Genomic DNA, 26364 nt, shown 5'->3' on the forward strand with positions numbered 1-26364 from the left:
TCCTTCAATACTGCTTCCGGAGATACGCCTTCATGCTGACTGCCTTGAGTCTTAGAGACTTTGTGATCGTCGAGTCCCTGAGTCTGGATGTCCGGCGGGGCTTTACAGTCCTGACGGGTGAAACCGGCGCCGGCAAGTCCATTCTCATCGACGCCCTGCAGCTGATTCTTGGTGGTCGGGCGGATGCCGGCGTCGTCCGTGAGGGTGCTGAGCGCACGAACATCGTGGCGGAGTTTCAGCCGCCTGAGAGCGCCCGAAAATGGCTTGCGGCCAACGAGCTTGAAACGGGCGACGACATGCTGATGATCCGCAGGACGGTCGACGTCAAGGGACGCTCCCGCGCCTGGGTGAACGGCGTCTCGGTGGCGGCTTCCCAGCTGAGGGAACTCGGCGAAACGCTCATTGACGTACATGGGCAGCATGCGCATCAGTCGCTTCTGAAGCCCGCCTATCAGCTCAAGCTTCTGGACGATCATGCAGGTACGTTCGTGGAACTCTCTGCCGTCAGAGAGGCCTTCACCGTCTGGCAGAAGGCCCGGCGCGCTCTTGATGACGCGACTGCCAACGCCGATGCGATTGCGGAAAAGGCCGAGCGCCTCGCCTGGATGATCGAGGATCTGGAGGCGCTGTCGCCAAGAGGCGGCGAATGGGAGTCCCTCAATGAGGACCACAGGCGCCTTTCGCACGGCGTTGCGATTGCCGAGGGTTTGAACGAGGTGCTCGGAACCCTGACGGAGGATGGAGAGTCCGCTTCCGCCATGCTTTCCTCGGCACACGCAAAGCTCTCTTCGCTGAGCCGCTACGATGCCAAGCTTGCTTCAGTTGCTGAAACGCTCTCGACGGGCATAGACCTCATTGAGGAGGCGGCACGTGACGCCGCCCGTTATCTCGACCGTGCCGATCTGGACGGCGAACGCTTTGCCGAGGTTGATCGCCGCGTCTCCCACTACTACGAGCTTGCCCGTAAGTTCAGGACGGAGCCAGAAAGCCTGCACGAGCTGCTCGAAAAAAGCCGGTCGGAACTCAAGGTGCTGACGGGCGCCAAGGACGTCGAGGCTCTGCGAAAGGCGGAGGCATCGGCGCGCGGTTCTTATGACGTTGCGGCGGCAAGTCTGTCTGAAGCGCGCAGGCACGGCGCGCTGGCGCTGGGCGAGGCCGTGACGGCTCAGATGCAGCATCTGGCGATGAAGGGGGCCCGTCTGGAGATCGCGCTTGTGAATCAGCCACCTAGTGCATCGGGGTCGGAGCATTGCGAGTTTCTCATTGCCGGCCACGCAGGCGTTCAGACTCGGCCCCTGATCAAGGTCGCTTCCGGCGGCGAGCTTGCTCGTATCAGCCTTGCCATTGCCGTGATCACGGCGGCCGCCATGCCCGTCCCCACGCTCATTTTCGACGAGGTCGACAGCGGCATTGGCGGCGCAACCGCCGAGGTGGTGGGACAGCTTCTGCACAGACTCGGCGAAAGCCGTCAGGTCCTCTGTGTGACGCATCTGCCTCAGGTGGCTGCGTGCGGTGACAATCACTGGCGCGTGGAGAAACAGTTTACGGGCGAGACCACTCGAAGCAGTCTGCGCGTTCTGACGGCACGGGAGCGCGTGGAGGAGGTGGCCCGCATGCTGGCAGGCATCTCGATTTCCGACAATACGCGTGCCGTGGCACAGGAAATGCTTCTGGCCGGGACGACGCCGAATTCTAAGGAAGTGTGTGATGAACAGTGTTGAACAAAAGACCGTGCCCGTTTCTCTTGTCGTCATTGTCAAGAACTCGGCTTCAAGCCTCAGGCGTTGCCTCGAAAGTGCGCCGTTTGTGGACGAGATTCTGGTCGTCGACTCGGGAAGCACTGATGACACGGTTGAGGTGGCCCGAGAATGCGGCGCTCGCGTTCTTTTTCAAGACTGGCTTGAATTTGGGCCGCAAAAGAAGTTTGCAGTCAATCAGGCTAAAAATGACTGGGTGTTGTGTCTTGATGCGGACGAATACCTGTCCGACGGGCTCCGCGAGTCAATGTTCAGGCTCTTTCAGAGCGAGCCTTCTCACAAAGCATATCGCTTTGCCCGATGCAATCTGTTTTTAGGCCGTTTCCTCAGGCATGGTGAAGGGTATCCAGACTGGTCGTTGCGTCTTTTCAACAAAAGAGCGGCCAACTGGACTGAGGATCTTGTCCATGAAAAGGTCGAGGGGCAGGGCGGAAGGCTGAAAGTCGGCACTTTGTCTGGGGACTTGATGCACGAGTCCTGCGAGAGCGTTGCCCGATATATTGAGAAGCAGAACAGCTATACAACCATTCAGGCTGAGAGGATGATTGCAGCAGGGAAATCTGTATCCAAAGCCAGAATTCTGTTCAGTCCAGCAGTCAGGTTTTTCAAGTACTACTTTCTTAAACTGGGATTCTTGGACGGATTCCCTGGTTTTGTACACATTTCGATAGGATGCTTCACCGTGTTTCTGAAGTATGTGAAGGCTTGCTTTGGTGCGAGGGCCGAAAAGTGATGCACGACAAAATGCTTGTTACTTACGTCATCAATCTCAAGCGCTCTACAGAGCGAATGGAAAACATGGACAGGGCTCTCAAGGCAATGCAAGTCGACTACGAGCGTGTCGAGGGAGTGGATGCGCAGCTGTTGTCCGAGGTTTTGCTGTCCAGAAATGCCACGCCGAGCGTCGAGTATCCGTACGAACTGACGAAGGGCGAGCTTGCCTGTTCCTCCGCCATTGGAGCGTCTGCATACTTGATCTCTAGAGGTGCGGCCGTGGAAGCCTTGCGGATGTCGGCGAGGATTTCTGAACCTGCAGACAACTTTTTGTTTGGGCCGTGGTCAGAGTTTTCCCGAAAGGTGCCATGTTGGAGACTGCTGGGAGGTGTAGTGCGCAGAAGGCACGGCATCAAGACGACCATTGCAGGCAGAAACGTCAGGCGGAAGTTCTATCTGACAAAGAGACTGAGTTTGAAGCGCTTGGCAAGAAAAATGCAGATGGCATTGCAAAAACGCCATCTGCAGGAAACGGTTCAGTATTGGCTGGAGTGACCAGCCTCGAAGGCGTCACAGGCTGTTGAATCAGCGAAGACTGCCCTTCAGTGCGGCAAGAACCTGTTCCAGAGAGGGCCAGCCGTCCGTGCTGTTGCCGAGACAGACGGCCTTGCTGTTCCAGGGGCGGGTTCTGGCGGGATCGGTGACGCCGAGAAGCGTGATCTGATTGGCGCTGATGGCGGCAGCGACATGGCTGATGCCCGAGTCATTGGCAATGACGATGCGGGCGCGCTTGGCCAGAGCCGCATAATTGCCCAGCGTGGTGGGCGGAAGAATTCTGGCGTTCGGACAGGCCGCATGGTTGGCTTCCTCTTCACGCACGGAAGGGAAGACGATGGGTTCGATCCCCATGTCGCGAAGCGGTCCGCAGAGTTCGTTGAAGTGCTTCCACTGCTTTTCCTTGCCGTGATGAAGGCCGCGGGCAATCGGGGCGAGCAGTGCGAAGTTTTCGGGAATGCCGTGTTCGGCCATCAGGTTGCGTGCGGCGGCCTCGTGGCGGGCAAGCAGTCTCATGCCGAGTTCTTCAGGAACGGAATCCCAGGCAGGGGTGCCGCCCCAGGCCTTGATCGCTCCGTGGGCAAGACGGAAAAAGCGCTCCACTTCATGCATGGTGCCGGGCTCTTCAACGACTTTGTCCAACAGAAAGCGGCGGCCATCCGTAGGAAAGCCCGCGTTGCGCACGCGCCCGATGGAGAAAAGCAGGGCCGAACTGAAGGAATTCGGAAAAAGCAGCCCCAGAGGACGCGGACCAAGATGATTGCTGATGTAGCGGATTCGGTGCAGATCCTCGGTGACGTGCCCCTCAATGGGGTCGAACCTCCAGCCCATGCCGGACATCAGGTCCTCCGCCCAACGCTTGCCCGTCAGCATGGGTGTGAAGCCGCTGGCCTCCAGAAGGCGAAGGGCGGGGAGAGTCATGCAGCAGTCACCGACATGATTGGGCAGACGGCAGAGAACGTTAGGCATTTGCGTAAAACCCGAATTGAGAAAATACAATGAGCGTAGTTATTGTATATGGTCAGCCTGTATGATGAGATCTTTGCGCGGCGTTCTCCCGAAGCAGGAGTGCGGACGGTTGAGGATGCTGCGGGCGTCAGTCCGAAGTCTTTCCTGCGGAGAGGCTTTGTCCCTTTTCGGAATTTGAGTTTCAGTTAAAAATGGCAGTCAGTGTTTTCGACATGTTCAAGGTGGGCATCGGCCCCTCGTCTTCGCATACGGTGGGACCGATGCGTGCGGGGCATGCCTTTGTCAAGGTGCTCAGGGATCGCGGGATGCTTGAGCAGGCAACGTCGCTCAAGATCGAGCTGATGGGAAGTCTCGCCGCGACAGGCAAGGGGCACGGCACGGACACGGCGGCACAGCTGGGACTTCTGGGACGCATTCCCGAAACCATGGATCCGGACGAGGTGCCCGTGCTGATTGGCGACATTCGAGCCTCCCGTCAGCTGAAGCTCGACGGTGTGCATGCGGTGGCGTTCGATCCTGAGGTCGACATCGCCTTTCATGCGGACAAGGTTCCCGTCTTTCACACCAATGCCATGGAGTTTTCTGTGTTCGCGGGCGACTCTCTCCTCTATCGACGCCGTTACTATTCCGTGGGCGGCGGCTTTATCGTGGCCGCCAGAGAGGATGATCCCGAGCAGCCTGTAACGCCCAAGGCGTTTCAGGGCGTAAAGACGAAGCCCTATCCCTATCGTACGGGCGACGAGCTGATGAAGGTCGCCAGAGACAACAATCTGACCATTGCCGAGTTGGTGTACCAAAACGAGTGCGTTGACCGCACCCCCGAGGAGGTGGACCGCAGGCTCGACGAGGTCTGGCAGGTGATGCACGCCGCCGTCGAGCGCGGCATGCGCCAGACGGAGGTCCTGCCCGGTCCCTTCCGGATTGCTCGTCGAGCGAATGCCCTCATGCAGGACGTGAGGCAGCGCACCGATGACCCGCTCGCCGTACTGGACTGGGTGAACGTCTATGCGATGGCCGTGGCCGAGGAGAATGCGGCAGGCGGCCGCGTCGTGACGGCGCCGACCAACGGTGCGGCCGGCGTGATCCCAGCCGTCATCGAGTACTATCTGCGTCACGTTTCGGGCAGTACCATGGAGGGCGTCAGGACCTTCCTGCTGACGGCAGGCGCCGTCGGCATGCTCTACAAGGAAAACGCTTCCATTTCCGGTGCCGAGGTCGGTTGTCAGGGCGAGGTCGGCGTGGCCTGTTCCATGGCGGCTGCGGGTCTGGCGGCCGTCTGCGGCGGCACGGTCGAGCAGATCGAGAATGCGGCTGAAATCGGCATGGAGCACAACCTCGGCCTGACCTGCGACCCCGTGGCCGGTCAGGTGCAGATTCCCTGCATTGAGCGCAACGCCATTGCGGCCGTCAAGGCTATCAACGCGGCGCGCATGGCACTTCGCGGCAACGGTTCCCACTACATCAGCCTCGATCAGGTGATTCGCACCATGATGGCGACCGGACGCGACATGCAGAGCAAGTACAAGGAAACGAGTCTTGGCGGTCTGGCCGTTTCGATTGTCGAGTGCTGATGCATCGAAACTGACTTTCAGGGATCTTGACCGCCATGCTGATCGGCGTTTTCTTCGGCATTGCCGCGTGCATGATCTGGGGTTGCGTTTACGTGGCCCCGCTGATCCTGCCGGACTACAGTCCTGTGCACATCGCGATGATGCGCTATCTGGTCTTCGGCATGCTTGCCGCAGGCCTGGCGGTCCCTGAGTGGCGCGAGTTGAAGTCCTATTCGGCGGCGGACTGGCGTAGGGCGCTTGCACTCGGTATTGTCGGAAACATCTTCTACTACTGGTTGCTGGCCGAGGCCTGCCAACGCGCAGGAGCGCCGATTGCAGGCGCCTTCACGGCGCTGATTCCCATCATGGTGGGCGTCATCGGCAACATGAGGGCGGGTGAGAGCGCCGTGCCTTGGCGGCGCATCGTGCCGCCACTGTGCCTGAGCTTCGCAGGGATGGTCTGTCTCAACTGGACGGAGTTCATCTATCTGGTGGGGGACGGACGCGTGACCTCGGGCAACTTCTGGCTTGGCGTAGGCTTTGCGTTCTTCTCCTCATTGGTCTGGACCTGGTATCCGCTCAGCAACGCCGAATGGCTGCTGTCGCATCCCGGCAAGTCGCCCAAGACGTGGTCGACCGCTCAGGGGCTTGCACTCCTGCCATGCGCTGCCGTCGGGATGGCTCTGCTTGCGGGAGACGGGACGCAGGGGGACATTCTCGGGCCCAGACCGTGGATGTTCATCGCAACGGTGGTGTTTCTGGGCGTCTGCGCCTCCTGGATCGGCATCGTGCTCTGGAGTTTGATGAGCCAGAGGCTGACGCCTGCGTTGGGCGGCCAGATGATCATCTTCGAGACGATCTTTGCTGTGACCTACGCCCACTTGTGGCGAAGCGAATGGCCGACGCCGCTCATGCTGGTCGGTCTGGGGCTTCTTCTGATGGGGGTTACAGCTTCCCTCAAGGTTTTCAGAAGGCCGAGACGCACTGCTTCAGGTACCACCTGACCGTAGCGCGCAGCCCTTCGTCAAAGGGGATCATGGGCTTCCATCCCAGCGTTTGACGCAGGCGTCCTGCGTCCAAAGCGTAGCGGCGGTCGTGCCCCGGACGGTCGTGGACATGCACGATCGCATCCGCGTGAGGACGGCCGTCGGCGCGCGGCGAAAGTTCATCGAGCACCGACATCGCGCTCTGCAGAAACTTCAGATTGCTCATTTCGTTTGAGGCGCCGACGTTGTAGATGTCGCCCGGTGCCGCCTTTTCCAAAATCATTCGCAGTGCTCGACAGAAGTCGTGTACATGGATCCAGTCGCGGATCTGCTCGCCGTCGCCGTAAACGGGGAGCGTCTTGCCCGTCAAGGCGCGCGTCAGCATGAAGGGCAGAAGTTTTTCCGGGTACTGTCTGGGACCGTAGTTGTTGGTGCATCTCACCGTGACGACGGGCAGGCCGTAGGTTCTGAAGTAGGCGCGTCCGAACTGATCGGCCGCCGCCTTGCTCGCGGAGTACGGACTGCTTGGATCGAAGGGCGTGGCCTCCGTGTTGGGCGGCGTGTCCGCGGTCATGGAGCCGTAGACCTCGTCGGTGGAGATGTTGATGAAGCGAAAGGCGGCCTTCTCCTCATCGTCGAGCGTCAGCCAGTACCGGTGTGCAACACCTAGAAGAACCGTCGTTCCCCTGACGTTCGTGTCGACGAACACCTGAGGGCCGGAAATTGAACGGTCGACGTGGCTTTCGGCGGCGAAGTGTACGACGGCGCGAGGACGGAAGCGGTCGAAAAGATCGGCCACCAGCGCTTCGTCCAGAATATTTCCTTCGACAAAGCGATGTCTGGGGTCGTGTTCGACGTCTCTGAGGTTGGCCTTGTTTCCTGCATAGGTCAGGGCGTCGAGCGTCAGAATGCTTTCGTCGTGTGACCTGAACCATTCCGTGATGAAGTTTGAGCCGATGAAGCCGGCTCCGCCTGTGACCAACAGCATGCGTGAAAATCCGAGAGAAGAGCGCCGGCTTTTAAAGCGGGTGCGGCAAACCCACTACAATGTGAGCAGTCAATTTTGAGCGCAACGTCGCAGGCAGGCAAGGAGCCGCCATCGTGGAACATATTCTCATCAACTGCACGCCCCGTGAAGTGCGTGTCGCCATTGTAGTGGATGGCGTTCTTCAGGATCTCTTCATCGAGCGCGACTGTGCGCGCGGCCTCGTGGGGAATGTTTATCTCGGCAAGGTCGTCCGTGTGCTGCCCGGCATGCAGAGCGCCTTCGTGGACGTGGGGCTAGAACGAACGGCCTTCCTTCACGTGGCCGACATTGCGGAGGCGCATTGCGAGGGCGAGAAGCCCGCGCCCATCGAGACGATCCTTCACGAAGGCCAGTCCCTCATGGTGCAGGTCGCAAAGGATCCCATCGGCACCAAGGGCGCCAGACTGACGACGACCGTTTCGCTCGCGGGTCGCAAGCTCGTCTATCTGCCCAGAGACAACCACATCGGCGTTTCCCAACGCATTGAGGACGCAGAACTTCGCGAATCACTTCGCGCCATGATGACGGAGCTTCGTCCTGAAACCGAAAAGGGTGGCTACATCATCCGCACGAGTGCCGAAGAGGGCGCGACCGAGCAGGAGTTCAAGGATGACATGGCCTATCTCGGCCGTCTGTGGACCGACATTCACGAGCTCGCAGGGCGAAGCACCGGACCGAAGCTCCTCTATCAGGATCTGTCGCTTGCCCAGCGCGTGCTCCGCGACATGGTTCATCAGGACACGCAGACCGTCGAGGTCGACAGCCGCGAGAACTACGAGGCCCTGCTGAACTTTGCAAGCCGCTTTGTGCCTGCGGCTAAGGACAGGCTCACCCTCTACAGGGGCGAGAGGCCGCTTTTCGAGTTGCACGGCATTGAGACCGAAATCGAGCATGCGCTTGAGCGCAGGGTAGACCTGAAGAGCGGCGGCTATCTGGTCTTCGATCAGACGGAGGCCATGACGACGATCGACGTCAATACGGGCGGCTACGTCGGCAAGCGTGACTTCAGCGACACGGTCTTCAAGACGAACCTCGAGGCTGCGCAGACCATCGCGCGCCAGCTGCGCCTGAGAAATCTCGGCGGCATCATCATCGTCGACTTCATCGACATGAGCTGCGACGAGCACCGCGAGGCGGTTCTTGCCGAACTTCGCCGTTCGGTCTCAACCGACCGCACCCGCATGACGGTGAGCAACTTCACCGAGCTCGGCCTCGTCGAGATGACACGAAAGCGCACCCGCGAGTCGCTTGCACACGTCCTCTGCGAACCTTGTCCCATGTGCGGCGGCAGGGGAGAGGTCCGCACGGCACGCACCGTCTGCTACTCGATCATGCGTGAGATCGTGAGGCTCTGCAAGCAGTATCAGGAGACGAAGGAGTTTCACATTCAGGCGAGCCAGACCGTCATCGACATGCTGCTCGAGGAGGAGTCGCAGGCGCTCGAGCTTCTGCAGGCCTTCGTCGAAAAGCCTGTGCATCTTGAGGTGGAGCCGAGCTACACCCAGGAACAGTTTGACGTGATTCTCGCCTGAGGACCTTCGCATGACGGAAAGCACCACCTTCTACTGGTATGACTTCGAAACCTTCGGCCTCGACTGCCGCAGGGACAGGCCCGCGCAGTTTGCAGGCATTCGGACGGACATGGACCTTAATCCGCAGGGAGATGGGGACGTGTTTTATTCCAGGCCTTCGGGAGACTATCTGCCCAGCCCCGAGAGCTGTCTTCTGACGGGGATGACGCCGCAGATCTGCGAGGAAAGGGGCATTCCCGAGAGTAAGTTTGCGGGCGAAGTCTGGAGTCGTCTCAACAGGCCCGGAACGATCAGCATCGGGTACAACGCGTCCGGCTTCGACAACGAGGTCGCGCGCTTCCTTTTCTGGCGCAATTTTCTCGATCCGTATTCCCATCAGCACCGGAACGGATGTTCATGCTGGGACCTGTACCCGCTTGTCTGCGCCGTCTGGGCGCTTCGAGGTGATGGCATCAAGTGGCCGCTCAGAAAGGATGTGGATCCTGAAAGCGATGATGAAAAGAGCGTCAGCTTCAGGCTGGAGTGTCTGAGCAAGGCCAACGGGATCGTGCACGCACATTCGCATGAGGCCTTGAGTGACGCAATGGCCACGCTGGGACTGGCGGCGCTCATCCGCAAAACGGAACCCAGACTTTGGAAGTGGGCGCTGGAAAACCGCAGCAGGGAGGCTGTGAAGGCGGCCGTGACGAAGGGGCCCGTCGTCTGGATCTCTCCGAAGTTCGGGCAGGCAAGAGGCTTTCTGCGCATAGCCGCCAGAATTCCGTTCCCCGGCGAGAGCGGCAATTCCGCGCTGATGTGGGACTTGTCCGTGGATCCGCTGATCGTGACGAAGCTGAGCGACGAAGAGATCAAGTCACGCCTTTTCGCCCGCAGGGAGGATCTTGCGGACGGCGAGGAGCCGTTGCCGGTCTACAGGCTCGCGATGAACAACTCTCCCTTTGTCTGCGCAAGCCTCAAGGTGCTTTCTCCCGAGCGCATGGACAGGTTCGGTGTGAAGCCGCAGGAGATTCTTGCCAACTGGGAGCGCTTCAAGGAGCTCGGCAACGTGATTGCGGGAAGGCTGGCCGGACTGATGGGCAGGCGTGAAAGGCCTGCGCCGAAGGACGTTGACTTCGGACTTTATGACGGCGGCTTTGCCAGCGGACATGATGTGGAGATGATGGCTCGGGTGCGCGGAATGACGCCTGAGAGTCTTGCGAAGGGCGGCATTCATTTTGACGATGAGCGCTTCAACCAGCTGCTCGTGCGCTACCGTGCCCGAAACTGGCAGGAGACGCTCAATGATGAAGAACGCAGCCAGTGGACGTTTTTTTGCCGATCCAGATTGATGGACGGAGCCGACGGCGCTCTGACCGTTTCGGCCTATTTTGATGAAATCGACCGCCTGCAGGAGAGCACTTTGGAAGATGAAGAAAAGCAGCTCGTGTTGGAGGCGCTTTACGAATGGGGCGAGCGTGCGGGTGAAGCCTGCGCGTTCTGAGTCTGTTGAAGAAGGAGACGGTTATGAAGATGGACAAGACTTATGCGTGCGTTCCCTCTCTCAAGGTGGCGTTTGTCGGCCTGGGCGTCATGGGATTTCCGATGGCGGGGCATCTGAAGCTTGCCGGACATAACGTCTGTGTCTACAACCGTACGACGACCAAGGCTGAGAAGTGGGTTGAGATGTTCGGAGGCCGCATGGCGGTGACGCCGGCTGAAGCGGCCCGCGGCGCAGGTATCGTCTTCGCCTGTGTGGGCAACGACGACGATCTGAGAGGCGTCGTGCTTGGAGAAACGGGGGCGTTTGCCGGCATGGAGCCGGGGACGGTCTTCGTCGATCATACGACGGCAAGCGCCGCTGTGGCGCGCGAGCTTGAGGCTGAAGGAGCAAAGAGGGGAATTGCCTTTATCGACGCACCTGTCTCTGGCGGTCAGGCGGGCGCTGAAAACGGGTGCCTGACAGTGCTCTGCGGCGGAGATGAAGCTGCATTCAGGAGAGTCGAGCCCGTGCTTGACGCATATGCGGGCGCGGTGACCTACTTCGGACCGTCTGGCTCAGGTCAGCTCGCCAAGATGGTCAACCAGATCTGCATTGCAGGCTGTGTACAGGGACTCTCCGAAGCCATCGCCTTCGGCATGAATGCCGGGCTTGACATGCCGAAGGTCATCGAGGCTCTGAGTTCAGGGGCTGCATCTTCCTGGCAGATGGTGAACCGCGGCAGGACGATGGTGAAGGGCGAGTTCGACTTCGGGTTTGCCGTCGACTGGATGCGCAAGGATCTTGGCATTGTCAAGGATGAGGCGGCCCGCAACGGTTCGGATATTCCCGTCACGAGGATGGTCGACAGCTTCTACGAAGAGGTGCAGAAGGCGGGGGGCGCCCGCTGGGATACGTCAAGCCTCATTACGCGCCTTCCCAGGCCGTAGGCGACGAGGGAGTGACGAATCCGCGTTCGTCAGCTTCCCGGGGTTTGCGGCTACAATACACGGATTACCTTCATTGAATTCGGATTAGATCAATGTCTTCTGAAACCGAAGCACCTGTCGCCGAAGCGCAGGTCACCAACTTTATTCGAAACATCATCGACGACGATCTGGCCCGCGGCGCCAATCTGCCCCGATTCTGGTGCGGGCATCCCGCGCCCTATGCCGAGCAGCTCGAAAAGGGCGAGCCCGACGCGGCCCGCATCCGCACGCGCTTCCCGCCGGAGCCCAACGGCTATCTGCACATCGGCCATGCCAAGAGCATCTGTCTGAACTTCGGCCTTGCTCGTGACTACGGCGGCGCCTGCCATATGCGCTTTGACGACACCAATCCCGTCAAGGAGGATCAGGAATACGTCGACGGCATCATGGACAGCGTCCGCTGGCTTGGCTTCGACTGGAAGTTCGGCAATGAAACGAACCTCTACTTTGCGAGCTCGTACTTCGACGACATGTTCCGCTTTGCCGAGCATCTGATCCGCACGGGCTATGCCTATGTGGATGAACAGACTGCAGACGAAATGCGCGAAAACCGCGGCACGCTCAAGGAACCGGGCAAGAATTCGCCCTACCGCGACCGCTCGGCCGAGGAGAATCTGAAGCTCTTCCATGAAATGCGCGACGGCAAGCATCCCGAAGGCTCCATGGTGGTTCGCGCCAAGATCGACATGGCGAGCCCCAACATCAATCTTCGCGACCCCGCCATCTACCGCATCCGCTTTGCCGATCATCATGCGACGGGCGACAAGTGGTGCGTGTATCCGATGTACACCTTCGCGCACCCGATCGAGGACTCGCTCGAAAACATCACGCACTCCATCTGCACGCTGGAGTTCGAGGATCAGCGCGCGTTCTACAACTGGGCTCTTGAGCGCATCATTCCGCTTCTGCGCACGCCGCAGTACGAGGAGGCCCTCAAGGTGATTCGTGCGATGGCCGATGGTGAGGACGATCGCGCCATGGCCTTTGTCAAGGCCGCTTTCGAAAGCCGCGCCAAGCTGGGCGGCAGCTTGCCCGAAGAGGGCGTGGCCCGTCTGATGCAGGCGTGGGAGAACGGCCTGCCCGAGACGATCAAGGACGAAACGGTCACGCAGTTCTTTGCTACGCTGCTTTGCTTCCCCGAGAACTTCACACCGCTCATGCAGGCGGCACTTGACGTGGTTCGTCCGAACTTCTTCTTGCTCTCGCATCAGTATGAGTTCAACCGCCTGAATCTGACGTATGTCGTCGTGAGCAAGCGCAAGCTCATTCAGCTCGTGCAGGAAAAGTATGTCGACGGCTGGGACGACCCCCGCATGCCGACCATCGTCGGTCTGCGTCGCCGCGGCTTTACGCCGAAGAGCCTGCAGAATTTTGCTGAACGCTGCGGCGTCTCCAAGGTTTCCGGCGGCTGGATCGACTATTCCGTGCTGGAACAGTGCCTGCGCGAGGATCTTGAAGAACGCGCCGAGCGCCGCGTTGCCGTGCTTCGCCCGCTCAAGCTCATCATCGACAACTATCCTGAAGGTCAGACCGAGGAGCTTGAGGCCAACAATCATCCGCAGAAGCCCGAAATGGGCACGCGCAGGATCTCGTTCTCGCGCGAACTGTGGATCGAGGAAGGCGACTTCGCCGAAGTCCCGCCCAAGGGTTTCCGCCGTTTGACGGTGCCTGCCGACGGCACGCCCGCCAAGCCCGTTCGCCTGCGCTACGGCTATGTGATCGTGCCGACCTCGTTCGAAAAGGACGAGTCCGGCCGCGTGACCGCGGTTCATGCCGAGTATCTCCCAGAGACGCGCTCCGGTTCGGAGGGCTCCATGTCCGTCAAGACGAAGGCGACGATCCACTGGCTTGATGCAAAGACGGCTGTTCCTGCCGAAATCCGCGTCTATGACCGACTCTTCAACGTGCCACATCCGGACGAAGGCGAGGGCAGCTTCCTTGACCGTCTCACGCCCGATTCGAAGACGGTGCTTTCGTCCTACGTCGAGCCTGCAGCCGCTGCGGCCGCCCGTGATGACAAGTTCCAGTTCGAGCGCAACGGCTATTTCGTGGCCGATCGTGAGGATCACACGGCTGAAAAGCCTGTCTTCAATCTGGCCGTCGGCCTGAAGGATTCCTGGGGCAAGTAATGCCCTGAATCGTCGGATTGCCGAAGAGGGGCGGGGCTGATGCTCCGCCCCTTGTTGTCTCGGCCCCTCGTGTTTTGTTCTATTGACATCATGAAAACCAAACGTTTCAAAACATCTCTGACTGCCGTTCTGCTGGCTCTGGGGCTTTCATCCGCTGCGCCGATTCTTTCGGCTGAAGGAGGGGTCGCCGAGGCTCCTCAGACTGCGGAGCCCCGGGAATACGCTCTTGAGCGTCATACGCTTCACATGGGCACTCTCATCAACGCGAAACTCTTCGGTGCTACGCCGGAGGCTGTCAAGCATTACGCGATCGTCTTCGAGGACAAGGTGACGGACTATGACGATCTGATGTCGGTCCACAAGGATACTCCTCTCAATGAGGTCAATCGCCGCGCTGGTGAGCCCGTCGAAGTGCCTTGTGAAATCGCCGACATGACGAAGCAGGCGCTTGCCATTGCCGATGAGACGAACGGCGCCTTCGAGCCGATGATAGGCCCTGTCGTAAATCTCTGGAAGATCGGCTTCGGCGGCGAGCACGTGCCGTCCGATGAGGCCATTGCCGAGGCGGTCTCCAAGGTCGACCGCTCCAAGGTTCGCGTCTGGCGCGAGGGCGGGCGATGCATGATGCAGATCGCCAAGGGACAGAGCATCGACATGGGTGCCATTGCGAAGGGCTTCATCGGCCAGAGACTCTCCGACATTCTCAAGCACGAAGGCATGACGCGTGGTGTTCTCGATCTTGGCGGCAACATCGTTGCCGTGGGCGAGAAGTCGGATGGCCGCCCTTGGCGCATCGGCATCCAGCATCCCGCGGAGTCCCGCGGCGGTTATTTTGCCGTGGCCTCGGTGAAGGATGAAAGCGTGATCACGTCAGGCGCCTACGAACGCTACTTCGAGGAGAACGGCAAGCGCTACTCCCATATTCAGGATCCGAAGACGGGGCGGCCTGCGAAGACTGACATTTCGTCCGTGACGATCATTGATCGCGACGGCGCACGAGCGGACGCGCTTTGCACGGCTCTCTTTGCGATGGGCTGGGATCGTGCGGAGGCTTTCCTGCGCACCCATCCCGAGCTGAAGGCGCTGGTGATGCACGCTGACATGAAGCAGGCGGTGATGACGCCTGCGGCGGCTTCGTCCGTGACGTCCGCCGATCCCTCGGTTAAACTCACCGTTTTGAAGTAACCCTGCAGAGCATTGTTTTAGGTCATGACTGAGCCCCGTTTCGTTCATCTTCGTCTTCACTCCGAGTATTCCGTCACGGACGGACTCGTGCGCATCGACCCCGCCATTCACAAGACTCTTGAAATGGGCGGGGTGGCGCTCGGTATTACGGACCTGATGAACGTCTTCGGCGGCCTGCGCTTTTACACGCATGCGCTCTCCGCCGGTCTCAAGCCCATCCTCGGCTGCGACGTCAAGATCAAGAACAACAAGTTCCCCGACAATCCCTACAGGATGACGTTCTACTGCATGAACCACACGGGGTACCACTCCCTGTGCGTTCTGCTCACCAAGGCGTTTCTGGAGGGACAGGATCCGTATCGCGGCCAGATCTGTGACGAATGGCTTGATGTGCCCGGTGCCACGGACGGCCTCATCGCACTGACGGGCGGCCCCAAGGGACGCCTGTCGCAGCTCATTGACACGGGCAGTGAGCGTCAGGCGGGCGGCATTGTCGGACGCTGGAAGAAGCTCTTTCCGAACCGTCTCTACATCGAACTCCAGCGTGCCAACAGACCGAAGGACGAAAATCAGAATGCCTTCCTTGTGACGGTGGCCTCTAGATTTGACGTTCCGGTTGTGGCGACTCATCCCGTTCAGTTCCTCGAGCCGCAGGACTTCGAGGCGCACGAAGTGCGCTGCTGCATTGCGGGCGGCTTCACGATCACCGACCCTCGTCGCGACAAGAGCTATACGCGCGAGCAGTACCTGAAGAGCGAGGAGCAGATGTGCGAGCTCTTCAAGGACGTTCCGAGCGCGCTGGCCAATTCCGTCATCATCGCGAAGCGCTGCAATCTTGACGGGGTGCTTTCGAAGCCGCAGCTGCCGCTCTTCCCGACGCCGGACGGCATGAGTCTGGACGACTACATGGACCATCTCTCCCGTGAGGGTCTGGAGAAGCGTCTGGCCTTCCTTTATGACGACGAGAAGGTGAGGGACGCCAAGCGCCCGGAATACGTGGAGCGTCTTGACTATGAGCTCGGCATCATCAAGAAGATGCAGTTCCCGGGCTACTTCCTCATCGTTCAGGACTTCATCAACTGGTCGAAGACCCACGGCGTGCCCGTGGGCCCGGGACGAGGTTCGGGCGCAGGTTCGCTTGTCGCCTATTCGCTCGGCATTACGGACCTTGATCCGCTCAAGTTCGACCTTCTGTTCGAACGCTTCCTGAATCCTGAGCGCGTGTCCATGCCTGACTTTGACGTGGACTTCTGCCAGTACAACCGCGACCGCACGATCGAATACGTGAAGGAGACGTACGGTGCGGACGCCGTGAGTCAGATCGCGACCTTCGGCACGCTGGGTGCCAAGGCCGTCGTGCGTGACGTTGCACGCGTGCTCAACGTCCCCTTCTCGAAGGCGGACCGTCTGGCCAAGCTCATTCCGATGCAGCCCGGCAAAAACGTCACGCTTGATGATGCCATCAAGGAGGTGCCCGAGTTCCGCGAGGCGATTGAGAGCGACGATGAGTACAAGGAACTCATGCGTGTGGCCAAGGGGCTTGAGGGCATCACCCGCAACCTCGGCATGCACGCGGGCGGCGTGCTGATCGCTCCGGGGGCGCTTACGGATTTCTGTCCGCTCTACAACTCCGATGGCGCTCCCGAAAATACGATCAGCCAGTTCGACAAGAAGGACGTGGAGAATGTCGGTCTCGTGAAGTTCGACTTCCTGGGGCTTACGACGCTCTCCATCCTTGCGAAGTGCAAGGAGTACATCGACAAGCTCTATCCCGAAAGGGAATTCGAGTTGGAGCGCATTCCCGTCACAGACGAGGAGACCTACCGCTGCTTCCAGAACGCCAATACGGCCGCCGTCTTCCAGTTTGAATCGGAAGGCATGCGTCAGCTGCTGCGTCAGGCGCGTCCCGACCGTCTCGAGGATCTGGTGGCCTTGAACGCACTTTATCGCCCTGGTCCGATGGACCTGATTCCGTCCTTCATCGCCCGAAAGTTCGGGCGGGAGAAGGTGGAGTACTTGGACGAGCGCATGGCGCCCGTGCTTTCCGAAACCTACGGCATCATGGTGTATCAGGAACAGGTGATGCGTGTGGCCCAGGTGGTGGGCGGTTATTCGCTGGGCGGCGCCGACCTTCTGCGCCGCGCCATGGGCAAGAAGAACGTCGAGGAAATGAAGCGCCAGCGTGCGGTCTTCGTGAAGGGCGCAGGCGAGCGCGGCGTGAAGGCGTCGGTTGCAACCGAAATCTTCAACCTAATGGAAAAGTTCGCAGGTTACGGCTTCAACAAGTCGCATGCTGCGGCCTATTCCTATGTCGCCTATCAGACGGCCTACCTCAAGACGCACTTCACGTCCTGCTTCATGGCGGCCAACCTCTGCATGGTGATGGACCAGGGCGACAAGATGAAGGCGCTTCTGGATGATGCCCGTGCCAACGGCATCGAAATTCTGCCGCCCGACATCAACCTCTCCGACTGGTTCTTCACGGCGCCCGACGAAAAGCACATTCGCTTCGGTCTTGGCGGCGTCAAGGGACTGGGCAGGCAGCAGGTTGAGGACATGATGGCGACCCGCATCAAGGACGGCCCCTTCACCGACCTGTTCGACGTGACGGCGCGTGTTTCGGGCTTGAATTCCCGCAACCTCGAGGGACTCATTCGTGTGGGCGCCTTTGACTCGCTCAATCCTGACCGAGGCTTCCTGTTCGGAAACGTTTCGCAGGCCATGACGGCTGGTCAGGCTGTGGCGGCCAGCGAAGGGCAGGACAGCCTCTTTGCAGACGATGTGCAGGTCAAGCGCATCGTCAACTGGGTGGAGGCGCCGTCCTGGTCCGAACGCCGAAAGCTCAAGGAAGAGAAGGGGGCACTCGGCTTCTGGCTTTCCGGTCATCCGTACGAGCTCTATCAGCACGAGGTGGCGCACTATACGTCGCTGGCCCTCGGACAGATTCAGCCGAGCCGCGACAGCGTGAAGCTGGCGGGCGTGGTCACGAACGTTCGTGTCGTCCAGGGCAAGCGCGGTCGCATGGGGGTCGTTCAGCTCGACGACGGCACGGCAGTGCTGGAGGTGGTCTGCTTCTCCGAAGCTTGGGAGAGGCTCAAGAACAAGTTTGCGTCGGACGATGTCGTCTGCATCGAGGGGCGCGTTCGCTATGACGAGTTCAGCAAGCGCATGTCGGTCAATGTGGAGAACGCCATGTCGCTTGATGAATTCCGCTCCATGGCGGCGTCCTGCCTGCGTGTGGACATTGACGGTCGCGTCAAGCATGACGTCAGGCGCATCGAGAGCATTCTGAGGGGATCGGAACGCGATACGGGCGTGACGGTGGCGCTTGACATTCGTACAAAGAAGGCGAGCGGCCGCATGTATCTGCCCTTTACGGTCGGTAATGTGGATGAACTGCGAATGGAACTTCGCAACAGCGGCGAAGTTACAGGCACGGAAATCGAATACTGACGGCTGAAATGAAAAAAAATCCCGCACGGCAAAACCATGCGGGATTTGTTCTGGGGTGGGAAATGGGACTCGAACCCACGACAACCGGAATCACAATCCGGGACTCTACCAACTGAGCTATTCCCACCAGAATTCGAATTTTGTGGCCTGCCCGGCAGGGATCGAACCTGCGACCACCTGCTTAGAAGGCAGGTGCTCTATCCAACTGAGCTACGGGCAGATCGATTGGTGTCCATGCATGTCTGGAAACTGGTCGGGGTGAAGAGATTCGAACTCCCGACATCCTGCTCCCAAAGCAGGCGCGCTACCAGACTGCGCTACACCCCGGGTAGAAGTCGAATTCTACACGAAAAATGAAAAAAATGCAACAGGAAAAAATCAGCGGGCCTGCCGGTCCTGTTCAAGGGGGCTGGACTTCTCATCGTCAGGGTTCCCGCTTGATCTGCGGACCCGTTGGGTGCAGTGTGCGGCATCTGCTAAAACGGTACAATGACGCGTAGGAGACTCTCTCCTCTTTTTATAGGAAAAAAGGGACAAACAATGACGCAAGAACACGACAACTCCAACGATCCGCTGCATGCCAAGAAGAAGGCCTGGTCCGGCCGCTTCTCGGAACCCGTGGACGCTTTTGTGCTTCGCTATACGGCCAGCGTCGACTTTGACAAGCGCATGGCCATGGCTGACATCGACGGCTCGCTGGCTCATGCGGCTATGCTCGCCAAGGTTGGCGTGATCACCGAACAGGACCTCGCCGACATCCGTCGCGGCATGGCTCAGATCCGTGAGGAAATCACCTCCGGCGCCTTCGAATGGCAGCTTGAGCTCGAAGACGTGCATCTCAACATCGAGGCTCGTCTGACGGCTCTCATCGGCGACGCCGGCAAGCGTCTGCACACCGGTCGCTCCCGCAACGACCAGGTGGCCACCGACATCCGTCTGTATCTGCGCAGCGAAATTGACGTGATCGTCGCCCGCCTCGAACATCTTCAGGAAGTCATGGTGCATCAGGCCAAGCAGCACGCCGGCCTCATCATGCCGGGCTTCACCCACATGCAGGTCGCCCAGCCCGTGACCTTTGGTCACCACATGCTGGCTTATGTCGAAATGTTTGAGCGTGACCGTGAGCGCATGCTTGACCTTCGTCGTCGCGTCAACCGCAGCCCGCTTGGTGCCGCCGCTTTGGCTGGCACGACCTATCCGATCGACCGCGAGTACTCCGCAAGCCTGCTCGGTTTCGAAGCCGTCTCTCAGAACTCGCTCGACGCCGTTTCCGACCGCGACTTCGCCATCGAATTCTGCTCGGCCGCCGCCGTTCTGATGATGCACATCTCTCGTCTCTCCGAAGAACTTGTGATCTGGATGAGCCAGCGCTTCGCCTTCATCAAGCTTCCCGACCGCTTCACGACGGGCAGCTCGATCATGCCGCAGAAGAAGAATCCTGACGTTCCTGAAACGGCTCGCGGCAAGGCCGGTCGCGTCTACGGCGACCTGATCGCCATGCTGACCCTCATGAAGGGCACGCCGCTTGCCTACAACAAGGACTTTCAGGAAGACAAGGAACCCGTGTTTGATGCGATCGACACGGTCAAGGACACGCTCCGTGCCTTCTGCGACATGATGGCCGGCGTCGAACCGCAGGCCGATGCCATGCATCACGCTGCTCAGGCCGGCTATCCGACGGCCACCGACCTTGCCGACTACCTCGTCCGTCACGGCACGCCGTTCCGTACGGCCCATGACATCGTCGGTCAGACGGTTCGCGCCGCCTCCGAACGCGGCTGTGGTCTTGAAGACCTTCCGCTCGATGTGCTCAAGAGCTTCAGTCCCGCGATTGAAGAGGACGTCTACGAAGTCCTTAAGCTCGAAGGCTCCGTCAACGCCCGCAACCATCTCGGCGGCACCGCTCCCGCTCAGGTTGCGAAGCAGGTCGAACGTTGGGAGGCGATCATCTCCGAGCGCGCCGCCAAGGCTGCCTGAGCCTGAAAGCAAGGATGCCCAAGGGCTGACCGGGTTTTAGTCCGGGGCATCCCCCAAAGAAGAGCCCGAAGTGTCGGGCTCTTCTTTTCTCTCGGCGTCGAAAGACGCAATACCCGGAACGCATGCCCCGACGGTGCCGGTGTTCCTCAACCATTCGCACAGCAAGTAATCAGCATGGAAGACTTCATCCACACCTTGAACGCCGTCATCTGGTCGCCCGCTCTGGTGGCCTTTTGTCTGGGCGCTGGTCTTTTTTTCTCAATCAAGTCTCGTTTTGTCCAGCTTCGCCTGATCCCAGAAATGTGGCGCCTTCTTTTTCAGAAGAAGGAAGACGAGATCGGCCTTTCCAGCTTTCAGGCGCTATCTCTGACACTCGCAGGTCGTGTCGGTACTGGCAACATCGCAGGCGTGGCGACGGCCATCTGCTTTGGCGGTCCCGGCGCGCTTTTCTGGATGTGGGTGGTGGCCTTTCTGGGGGCGTCTTCCGCCTTTGTGGAGTCGACGCTCGGCCAGATATACAAGGAGCGCATTGAGGGCCAGTATCGCGGCGGTCCCGCCTTTTACATTGAACGAGGCCTGAAGCTCAAGGCCTATGCCTGGGCGTTCGCGATCGTTACGATTCTTGCTTCCTGCTTCTTCTGCCCAGGTGTGCAGAGCAATTCGATCGCGCTTGCCTGGAATGAGGCCTTCGGTCTTGATGCTGAAGTGACGGCTGCCATCGTTGCTTCCATCACCTGCTTTGTGATTGTCGGTGGCCTGCGCCGCATTGCCACCTTCACGTCCTGGGTCGTGCCCTTCATGGCGCAGGCCTACATCGTCGTTGCACTCATCATCGTCGGTGTTAACTGGGAGCAGATTCCTGCCGTGATGACACTGATCGTCAACAGTGCCTTCGGTTTTGACTCCCTAACGGGCGGCATGTTGGGCGCTGCGATTGCCTGGGGCGTCAAGCGCGGCATCTATTCCAACGAGGCAGGTCAGGGTACGGGGCCGCACGCTTCGTCGGCGGCCGCTGTTTCTCATCCGGCCAAGCAGGGCCTTGTGCAGGCCTTCTCGGTCTACATCGACACGCTTTTCGTCTGTTCGGCCACAGGCTTCATGATCCTGATGACGGGCTGCTACAACATGCAGGCTCCTGACGGCTCCATGATCTTTGAGGGTCTCAAGGGTGTCGAAGCCGGTCCCGTGTATACGCAGGCGGCCATTGATCAGCTGATGCCCGGCTGGGGCGGTCCCTTCATCGCCATCACCATTTTTTTCTTTGCCTTCACGACGATTCTCGGCTACTACTATATGGCCGAGACGAACATGGCCTATCTCAACCGCTACATCAGGAAGCCCGTGCTCATGTCGGCCTGCAAGGCGATCTTCATCGGCACGGTTGCCTTTGGTGCCATCAATTCCTCCACGCTCATCTGGACCATGGCGGACGTGGGGGTCGGTACGATGGCGTGGCTCAACCTCATTGCCATCATGCTTTTGCAAAAGCCCGCCTTCATTGCGCTCAGGGACTACGAGCGCCAGCTTAAGGACGGGCTCAATCCCGTCTTCCATCCCGAACAACTCGGCATTGCCAATGCGACCTACTGGGAAGGCAATCGCGCCGAAGACAATCTGGCCGTGGAGGAAGAGTCCGGTGTGGACAACTTGACGGGGCTGGATCCTAAGAACCCGGTTTGAGTTTGAGGCGGATGCTTTTGTACTGATCTTCTCGAGGTGGTTGAGTGATTTCGGCCATGGAAAGGCATCCGTCCTTGTGTTCTAATGAGCAACGACTATTCCCTCATTTGAAATACGTCAGGAGAGACGACTGATGAAGAAGATACTGGTCATCAATTTCCGCTATTTCGGTGATGCGCTGATTTCGGCCTCACTGTCCGTACGCATCCGTGAGTTTTGGCCGGACGCGCACATTACGTATCTTGTGTTTGACAGCGTCGCTGGGGTGCTCGAAGGCATTGAGACAATCGATGAGATTCTGACTGTGCCTGAGCGGCCCGGTAAATGGGAGCAGTTCCGTTGGATGGCGGCTCATTGGAATGATTATGATCTGGCGTTTGTAACGCAAACCAGTACCAGACCGGGGCTTTACGGCTTTTTCATGGCCCGGGAGCGCATCGGTTTTACGCCTGGGTTCACCAAGCGCAACTGGTGGAAAAAGATGCTTCTTACGAAGCATGTGCAGGAAGTTCCGGGACCGAAGATCCTTCAGTTTGATTCGCTTCTTACGGCAACAGGAGCCGAGCCCGCAAAGGCACCTTATGTGCCGCAACCGCATGCGCAGTTGCCCGCTGAGGCTTGTTTTGACATGCCGTACGTCGTGGTGCACGCGATGCCGCGTTTTGCCTACAAGGCTTGGGCTCCGAACAATTGGAGCGAGCTTATTCGTCGCTTGAACGATGCAGGTTTGAAGGTTGTTTTGACAGGCAGCGGGAATGTTGCTGAAGTGGAGGCGATTAAGGCGATAGTTCCGGAAGGGGCTAATGCCGTTATTCTTGCAGGCAAGCTGAGCTTTGGTCAGACGGCAGAATTGATCGCACATTCCCAAGGGTTTGTTGGCCCGGATACGGGGACGACGCATGTGGCGTCGTCAACGGGAGTTCCCATTGTGACGCTCTTCGGTCCCAGTAATCCAAATGTCTGGGGACCGTGGGCCAAAGGGCAGACAGAGCCCTTTAAAAATTCCAATGACGGCACGCCGCAACGCCGTGGAAATGTCATCCTTCTCCAGAAGCACTGCAAGTGTCTGGGGGCTATGGGGTGTTTGAATCGCCGTGACAGTCATTCGGATTGTTTGAATGCGCTGACGATGGACGAGGTCTGGAACGCTTTGAAGGAGTTGAGGATCGTTCCGTAAGATGCTTGCAAAAAGAGAAAACCCGGTATTGACACCGGGTTTTCTCTTTATTGCTTGGTATGGCGGAAGTACTTCTCCAACACCAGAATGGAAATCAGCTCTTCCCGTTCCTTGTCACGGAATTGTTCTACAAACGTATGGGCATTGCGGATGATGGCTTCTGCTTCTTCAACATGTGTACTGTAGTACTGAATCTTGTCTTCCAGATCGGAGTAATCGTCCTTGATTTCAATGTAGTGGACTCCCGGTTGCAGTCGCCCTTCCATGAACCAACTTTCATATTTGGGACGAGGCATCACGGCAACCGAGTTGGAGGACATAACCCACTTTAAATTGCTGGCGACGTCGGTACCTTCGAGTGAAATGACGAACTTGTACTTCAGATGGTCGTAGAGCGTGATGAGAGAGGCGCTCCACTCCTTGGGAAGGTCACTTTTCTCTGCCGTATTCCCGCAGTCGACTAGAGGGTGGCCGAAAAATTTTTCCATGAAGCGTTGGCGATGTGGTTGATAGGCCGCTCCTCGAAAGACAGCCTTGTCCCATTTGGAGGCAAAAGTGCGCTTGTCCTTCAGAAATACAAAGTGACGGACCTTGTCGAGATTGAGGATGACATTGTTGATGTTGTCTCCGGACAGAGGGCGCGTCTTCACGATGCTCGGGGTTTCACAGATCGTGGTCCAGTCGCCAAAGTGCTTGTCCAGAAGAAGATCAGGAGAAAAGTAGCGTGTGAACTCGAAGGCGTCGCAGTTGTCGGTGCCGTTGCTGTTGGTGACGTCGCTGACATGCGTAAGCCCGGAGAGTTCTCGTATTCCCGTCAGCTTGTTGTAGCAATTGACGCGGTCAAGAATCTGTTCTTTGTCGGTTCGTGCATCCAAAGTTGCAAGCAACTCGGCCTTGTGTCGTCGAAGCCAAAAGGAGGGGACGAAATGCCGTAGTCCGCGGCGGACGTAGTAGACGAACTTCAGATTTTTGCCTCGAGGCTTGAGAATGTAATCAGGACGAATTTTGCGGAGATTGATGCGAAGCGCCATGGTCCTGAACTACGGGTTGCCTGCTCTACAAGATGAACTTTCTCGGAGGTTCCGGCAACTGCAGTAGTTCGAAACAACGCCGACGTGAGGCAGGAATCGTATTCCTGATCCAAGCGTTGGCGTTTTTTCTTTTCTCGGCGCGCACCAACGTCAGTTCCATCAGCAGGCGATCCAAGGAGCCGCCGGGAATTGTCAGTTTGTCCTTGCGGTTTTCCATCTTCTTCGCACTGCAAAGCATCATCATGCGCAGAGCCGTCCCGATGGTGCTCACCAACAGTTTTCCTTGTACGGAAACAGCTCCAACGCGCAGGCGATCGCCATCAAGCCAGTTTTTAAGTTGATTGAAGTCTTGTTCAACCATATTGCGCTGTCGATAGATGGCCAAAGCTTCAAAAGCATCAGAGACGACATTGCTGCGAAGCGCAAAGTAACCTGCACTCTCCACTGCCTCGTCGATTTTTGATGAGTTCCTTACCCACCTCTCCTTTCCGTTCTTGTCTCGAACAGACACGACGAAACGGCTATAGGCGGCCCACAAGTCCTTGGGAACCGACCGCTTGGCATCTTTCAGGAAGCTCTTCAAAAGTACCCTGAACAATCGTTTGCATAGAAATTTAGCCTGTGTAATAGACAAAAGTTCTCGGGACGCAAAGTTAAAGAGGGCTTTTGAAGAGCTTCCTTCAGTCGAATAATTTCATCGGCATTCTCAGAGATCAATTGAGCCGTCGCATCCTCATGACCGACCAAACGGTACAAATGAATGTAAGTATTGAGTTTTAATAGACCTGCCTCCGTGTTTTGCGTCCATGGCTCGGTAACCGTGAAGGCAAATGCCTTTTCCTTGCTACTGTAGAAAGCGTTCTTACAGAGGGAATTTCGATGTTTTGCAAAGCGTTGCTGTAACGAATCCTCAATATGTCGAACTCCTTGCAGGTATCGAATGTTCAAATTGATCATTCTTTGAACGTTTTCCAAACTGGAATAGCCACGATCGGTGACCAAAATGTTTTTGTCCAAATCGAATCCGGCCTCACGCATGGAGAAAAGGATGTCGGACAGGCTACTGACGTCGTTAACGGCTCCGTCGAACATGTGCGAGAAAACGATGTCGCCCGAGCGTTGGTCGCAAATGACGGTGTAATTAATCTGCTTGAGATCCGGATCTCTTTTGGCGTGCCCAAACTGCGCTTCGCTCAGCGTGTTGGAGTAGGTGGAGATCGAAGTATTGTCAAGCGCGTATTCAATCGGTTGGCCCCGCAATTCAGGATTTTGTTTGTAGATTTCCTCCCAAATCGCATCCTGACGATTGTGTCGCAGACGGAAATAGCCAGTGACCTGTTCACGAGTGACCGAGGACAAAATTTCAGAGATTTTCTGTCCGCTCAGTCGTTTGGATCGGGGCAGCCAAACTTTTTGACGCCAAAGATCGTACGTCATCATTGCTCCGCCACCGGCGAGTTTGTAAATGGACAGGTAGAGCAAATCTTCGCCCAACTCCTTCCCAAAAATTTCGTGGAGATGAGAGCGGATGCCGCTGTTTTCGGCCACCTGCATGGCAGCCCAAGTCAAACCAACATCCAGCGTGGCTTGCGGATTGCAGGCATCCTCATCTTCCGGTGCAGGCCGGGAGTGGCAGGAAAAACTTGTCGATATTCGGCTTCGCGAACAGGTTTTTTGTTCGCACCCCAAAACCAGTCATCCCCGGAGTATTCCGGAAAGTCGGCTGAAAATTTGGGCGAAATCTTGATCCGATCGTCTTCGAGCAAACGTCCCACATGGCGTTGCAGGTGCCGTTTCGACTTTTTCAGCACCGGATCCCACTTCATTTTGTACGCCTTGACGTAGCAATAACCTTGGGCGGTAACGACGGTTGTGAAGTTCCAAGGAAACCCGGATTTTGGAGAATTTTCCATTTTATGCTTTGTATCTAATAGTTATAGAGCATTTTAACACATATGAAAAAGCCCATGATTTATTTTTGGCAATAAAATCATGGGTTTAGCAAGTCGGGAACTCGAATACTCAGCTTTTTATCCTGCAAGTCGTCAAAAGATCACTCAAAGCCCAGAAACGAAGTAGACACTTCTCTTAAAAGCCCTGTTTAATCGGGGCTTTTTTCTTGTACCGCGATGGGTGCATACGATATAATTATATACACCCATAAAAGGAGATCAAATGGCAGCTCGGAAGGAGTTCC

At 58.0% G+C, this 26364-nt stretch carries 20 protein-coding genes and 3 tRNA genes; 14 read left to right on the top strand and 9 right to left on the bottom strand.

What is annotated here, in order from left to right:
- Positions 1 to 32 precede the first annotated feature (32 nt).
- The 3 genes from recN to HMPREF3036_RS08890 are packed head-to-tail and all read left to right on the top strand — an operon-like array spanning position 33 to position 3026.
- A complete protein-coding gene (recN, locus tag HMPREF3036_RS08880) occupies positions 33 to 1721 on the top strand; it encodes a DNA repair protein RecN (protein ID WP_062333676.1) in 1689 nt (562 codons plus the stop codon).
- Positions 1708 to 2490: a glycosyltransferase family 2 protein gene (locus HMPREF3036_RS08885; protein ID WP_062333679.1), complete on the top strand. Its 783-nt coding sequence runs from the start codon at positions 1708 to 1710 to the stop codon at positions 2488 to 2490. Before recN ends, HMPREF3036_RS08885 begins: the two co-directional genes overlap by 14 nt.
- A gap of 11 nt (positions 2491 to 2501) precedes the next feature.
- Positions 2502 to 3026: a glycosyltransferase family 25 protein gene (locus HMPREF3036_RS08890; RefSeq protein WP_197457973.1), complete on the top strand. Its 525-nt coding sequence runs from the start codon at positions 2502 to 2504 to the stop codon at positions 3024 to 3026.
- A gap of 30 nt (positions 3027 to 3056) precedes the next feature.
- Here HMPREF3036_RS08890 and HMPREF3036_RS08895 read toward each other — a convergent pair whose 3' ends face one another.
- The gene (locus HMPREF3036_RS08895) at positions 3057 to 3947 is read right to left on the bottom strand and encodes a glycosyltransferase family 9 protein (RefSeq protein WP_231853612.1); all 891 of its coding nucleotides are present in this window, start codon (positions 3945 to 3947) and stop codon (positions 3057 to 3059) included.
- Between the two features lie 239 nt (positions 3948 to 4186).
- Between HMPREF3036_RS08895 and HMPREF3036_RS08900 the strand changes: the two genes are divergently transcribed.
- The gene (locus HMPREF3036_RS08900; protein WP_062333685.1) at positions 4187 to 5566 is read left to right on the top strand and encodes an L-serine ammonia-lyase; all 1380 of its coding nucleotides are present in this window, start codon (positions 4187 to 4189) and stop codon (positions 5564 to 5566) included.
- 35 nt (positions 5567 to 5601) lie between these two features.
- Positions 5602 to 6549, top strand: a complete 948-nt coding sequence (locus HMPREF3036_RS08905; protein ID WP_062333689.1) for a DMT family transporter — start codon at positions 5602 to 5604, stop codon at positions 6547 to 6549.
- Here HMPREF3036_RS08905 and rfbB read toward each other — a convergent pair.
- Complete coding sequence (gene rfbB / locus HMPREF3036_RS08910; protein ID WP_062333692.1) at positions 6512 to 7519, bottom strand: dTDP-glucose 4,6-dehydratase; 1008 nt, start codon at positions 7517 to 7519, stop codon at positions 6512 to 6514. The genes HMPREF3036_RS08905 and rfbB overlap by 38 nt on opposite strands.
- 110 nt (positions 7520 to 7629) lie before the next feature.
- On the opposite strand from rfbB, the gene rng reads away from it, so the two are divergent.
- The 6 genes from rng (at position 7630) to dnaE (ending at position 18302) form a co-directional block, all read left to right on the top strand.
- On the top strand, positions 7630 to 9090 hold the full coding sequence (rng, locus tag HMPREF3036_RS08915) for a ribonuclease G (RefSeq protein ID WP_038007375.1): 1461 nt from the start codon (positions 7630 to 7632) through the stop codon (positions 9088 to 9090).
- Positions 9091 to 9100: 10 nt separating this feature from the next.
- A complete protein-coding gene (sbcB, locus tag HMPREF3036_RS08920) occupies positions 9101 to 10570 on the top strand; it encodes an exodeoxyribonuclease I (protein ID WP_062333701.1) in 1470 nt (489 codons plus the stop codon).
- Positions 10571 to 10593: 23 nt separating this feature from the next.
- A complete protein-coding gene (locus tag HMPREF3036_RS08925) occupies positions 10594 to 11496 on the top strand; it encodes an NAD(P)-dependent oxidoreductase (RefSeq protein WP_062333711.1) in 903 nt (300 codons plus the stop codon).
- A 92-nt stretch (positions 11497 to 11588) separates the two neighbouring features.
- Positions 11589 to 13664 (top strand): glutamine--tRNA ligase, encoded by a 2076-nt coding sequence (locus tag HMPREF3036_RS08930; RefSeq protein ID WP_062333714.1) that lies wholly within the window; start codon positions 11589 to 11591, stop codon positions 13662 to 13664.
- A 90-nt stretch (positions 13665 to 13754) separates the two neighbouring features.
- The gene (locus HMPREF3036_RS08935; RefSeq protein WP_062333718.1) at positions 13755 to 14849 is read left to right on the top strand and encodes an FAD:protein FMN transferase; all 1095 of its coding nucleotides are present in this window, start codon (positions 13755 to 13757) and stop codon (positions 14847 to 14849) included.
- A gap of 24 nt (positions 14850 to 14873) precedes the next feature.
- A complete protein-coding gene (gene dnaE, locus HMPREF3036_RS08940; protein WP_062333723.1) occupies positions 14874 to 18302 on the top strand; it encodes a DNA polymerase III subunit alpha in 3429 nt (1142 codons plus the stop codon).
- A gap of 51 nt (positions 18303 to 18353) precedes the next feature.
- Here dnaE and HMPREF3036_RS08945 read toward each other — a convergent pair.
- The 3 genes from HMPREF3036_RS08945 to HMPREF3036_RS08955 all read right to left on the bottom strand — a co-directional run bounded on the left by HMPREF3036_RS08945 (position 18354) and on the right by HMPREF3036_RS08955 (position 18629).
- A tRNA-His gene (locus HMPREF3036_RS08945) sits at positions 18354 to 18429 on the bottom strand.
- Positions 18430 to 18445: 16 nt separating this feature from the next.
- Positions 18446 to 18522 (bottom strand) — tRNA-Arg (locus HMPREF3036_RS08950).
- 30 nt (positions 18523 to 18552) lie between these two features.
- Positions 18553 to 18629 (bottom strand) — tRNA-Pro (locus tag HMPREF3036_RS08955).
- Positions 18630 to 18842: 213 nt separating this feature from the next.
- On the opposite strand from HMPREF3036_RS08955, the gene argH reads away from it, so the two are divergent.
- The 3 genes from argH (at position 18843) to HMPREF3036_RS08970 (ending at position 23136) form a co-directional block, all read left to right on the top strand.
- Entirely contained in the window at positions 18843 to 20279 is a 1437-nt protein-coding gene (gene argH, locus HMPREF3036_RS08960) for an argininosuccinate lyase (protein ID WP_062333726.1), read from the top strand.
- 174 nt (positions 20280 to 20453) lie between these two features.
- Positions 20454 to 21959 (top strand): alanine/glycine:cation symporter family protein, encoded by a 1506-nt coding sequence (locus HMPREF3036_RS08965; protein WP_062333729.1) that lies wholly within the window; start codon positions 20454 to 20456, stop codon positions 21957 to 21959.
- 133 nt (positions 21960 to 22092) lie between these two features.
- Entirely contained in the window at positions 22093 to 23136 is a 1044-nt protein-coding gene (locus HMPREF3036_RS08970; protein WP_062333732.1) for a glycosyltransferase family 9 protein, read from the top strand.
- A 47-nt stretch (positions 23137 to 23183) separates the two neighbouring features.
- Here the strand turns inward: HMPREF3036_RS08970 and HMPREF3036_RS08975 are convergent, their stop codons facing one another.
- The 4 genes from HMPREF3036_RS08975 to HMPREF3036_RS12330 are packed head-to-tail and all read right to left on the bottom strand — an operon-like array spanning position 23184 to position 26080.
- Positions 23184 to 24167: a glycosyl transferase family 90 gene (locus HMPREF3036_RS08975; protein WP_062333744.1), complete on the bottom strand. Its 984-nt coding sequence runs from the start codon at positions 24165 to 24167 to the stop codon at positions 23184 to 23186.
- Positions 24168 to 24192: 25 nt separating this feature from the next.
- The gene (locus HMPREF3036_RS08980; protein ID WP_062333746.1) at positions 24193 to 24750 is read right to left on the bottom strand and encodes a hypothetical protein; all 558 of its coding nucleotides are present in this window, start codon (positions 24748 to 24750) and stop codon (positions 24193 to 24195) included.
- Complete coding sequence (locus HMPREF3036_RS08985; RefSeq protein WP_156469803.1) at positions 24747 to 25721, bottom strand: transposase; 975 nt, start codon at positions 25719 to 25721, stop codon at positions 24747 to 24749. Before HMPREF3036_RS08985 ends, HMPREF3036_RS08980 begins: the two co-directional genes overlap by 4 nt.
- A gap of 11 nt (positions 25722 to 25732) precedes the next feature.
- Positions 25733 to 26080, bottom strand: coding sequence for a hypothetical protein (locus HMPREF3036_RS12330; RefSeq protein WP_156469804.1), 348 nt, complete (start codon positions 26078 to 26080; stop codon positions 25733 to 25735).
- Between the last annotated feature and the right edge of the window lie 284 nt (positions 26081 to 26364).

Origin of the sequence: Sutterella sp. KLE1602 (genome assembly GCF_001578585.1) — a bacterium.
In the GTDB taxonomy this organism is placed as follows: domain Bacteria; phylum Pseudomonadota; class Gammaproteobacteria; order Burkholderiales; family Burkholderiaceae_F; genus Sutterella; species Sutterella wadsworthensis_A.

What these genes read in the sequence shown, in the direction of transcription:
- recN (WP_062333676.1), top strand. Translation starts at nt 33, where the DNA reads ATGCTGACTGCCTTGAGTCTTAGAGACTTTGTGATCGTCGAGTCCCTG.
- HMPREF3036_RS08885 (WP_062333679.1), top strand. Translation starts at nt 1,708, where the DNA reads ATGAACAGTGTTGAACAAAAGACCGTGCCCGTTTCTCTTGTCGTCATT.
- HMPREF3036_RS08890 (WP_197457973.1), top strand. Translation starts at nt 2,502, where the DNA reads ATGCTTGTTACTTACGTCATCAATCTCAAGCGCTCTACAGAGCGAATG.
- HMPREF3036_RS08895 (WP_231853612.1), bottom strand. Translation starts at nt 3,947, where the DNA reads ATGACTCTCCCCGCCCTTCGCCTTCTGGAGGCCAGCGGCTTCACACCC.
- HMPREF3036_RS08900 (WP_062333685.1), top strand. Translation starts at nt 4,187, where the DNA reads ATGGCAGTCAGTGTTTTCGACATGTTCAAGGTGGGCATCGGCCCCTCG.
- HMPREF3036_RS08905 (WP_062333689.1), top strand. Translation starts at nt 5,602, where the DNA reads ATGCTGATCGGCGTTTTCTTCGGCATTGCCGCGTGCATGATCTGGGGT.
- rfbB (WP_062333692.1), bottom strand. Translation starts at nt 7,519, where the DNA reads ATGCTGTTGGTCACAGGCGGAGCCGGCTTCATCGGCTCAAACTTCATC.
- sbcB (WP_062333701.1), top strand. Translation starts at nt 9,101, where the DNA reads ATGACGGAAAGCACCACCTTCTACTGGTATGACTTCGAAACCTTCGGC.
- HMPREF3036_RS08925 (WP_062333711.1), top strand. Translation starts at nt 10,594, where the DNA reads ATGAAGATGGACAAGACTTATGCGTGCGTTCCCTCTCTCAAGGTGGCG.
- HMPREF3036_RS08930 (WP_062333714.1), top strand. Translation starts at nt 11,589, where the DNA reads ATGTCTTCTGAAACCGAAGCACCTGTCGCCGAAGCGCAGGTCACCAAC.
- HMPREF3036_RS08935 (WP_062333718.1), top strand. Translation starts at nt 13,755, where the DNA reads ATGAAAACCAAACGTTTCAAAACATCTCTGACTGCCGTTCTGCTGGCT.
- dnaE (WP_062333723.1), top strand. Translation starts at nt 14,874, where the DNA reads ATGACTGAGCCCCGTTTCGTTCATCTTCGTCTTCACTCCGAGTATTCC.
- argH (WP_062333726.1), top strand. Translation starts at nt 18,843, where the DNA reads ATGACGCAAGAACACGACAACTCCAACGATCCGCTGCATGCCAAGAAG.
- HMPREF3036_RS08965 (WP_062333729.1), top strand. Translation starts at nt 20,454, where the DNA reads ATGGAAGACTTCATCCACACCTTGAACGCCGTCATCTGGTCGCCCGCT.
- HMPREF3036_RS08970 (WP_062333732.1), top strand. Translation starts at nt 22,093, where the DNA reads ATGAAGAAGATACTGGTCATCAATTTCCGCTATTTCGGTGATGCGCTG.
- HMPREF3036_RS08975 (WP_062333744.1), bottom strand. Translation starts at nt 24,167, where the DNA reads ATGGCGCTTCGCATCAATCTCCGCAAAATTCGTCCTGATTACATTCTC.
- HMPREF3036_RS08985 (WP_156469803.1), bottom strand. Translation starts at nt 25,721, where the DNA reads ATGCAGGTGGCCGAAAACAGCGGCATCCGCTCTCATCTCCACGAAATT.
- HMPREF3036_RS12330 (WP_156469804.1), bottom strand. Translation starts at nt 26,080, where the DNA reads ATGGAAAATTCTCCAAAATCCGGGTTTCCTTGGAACTTCACAACCGTC.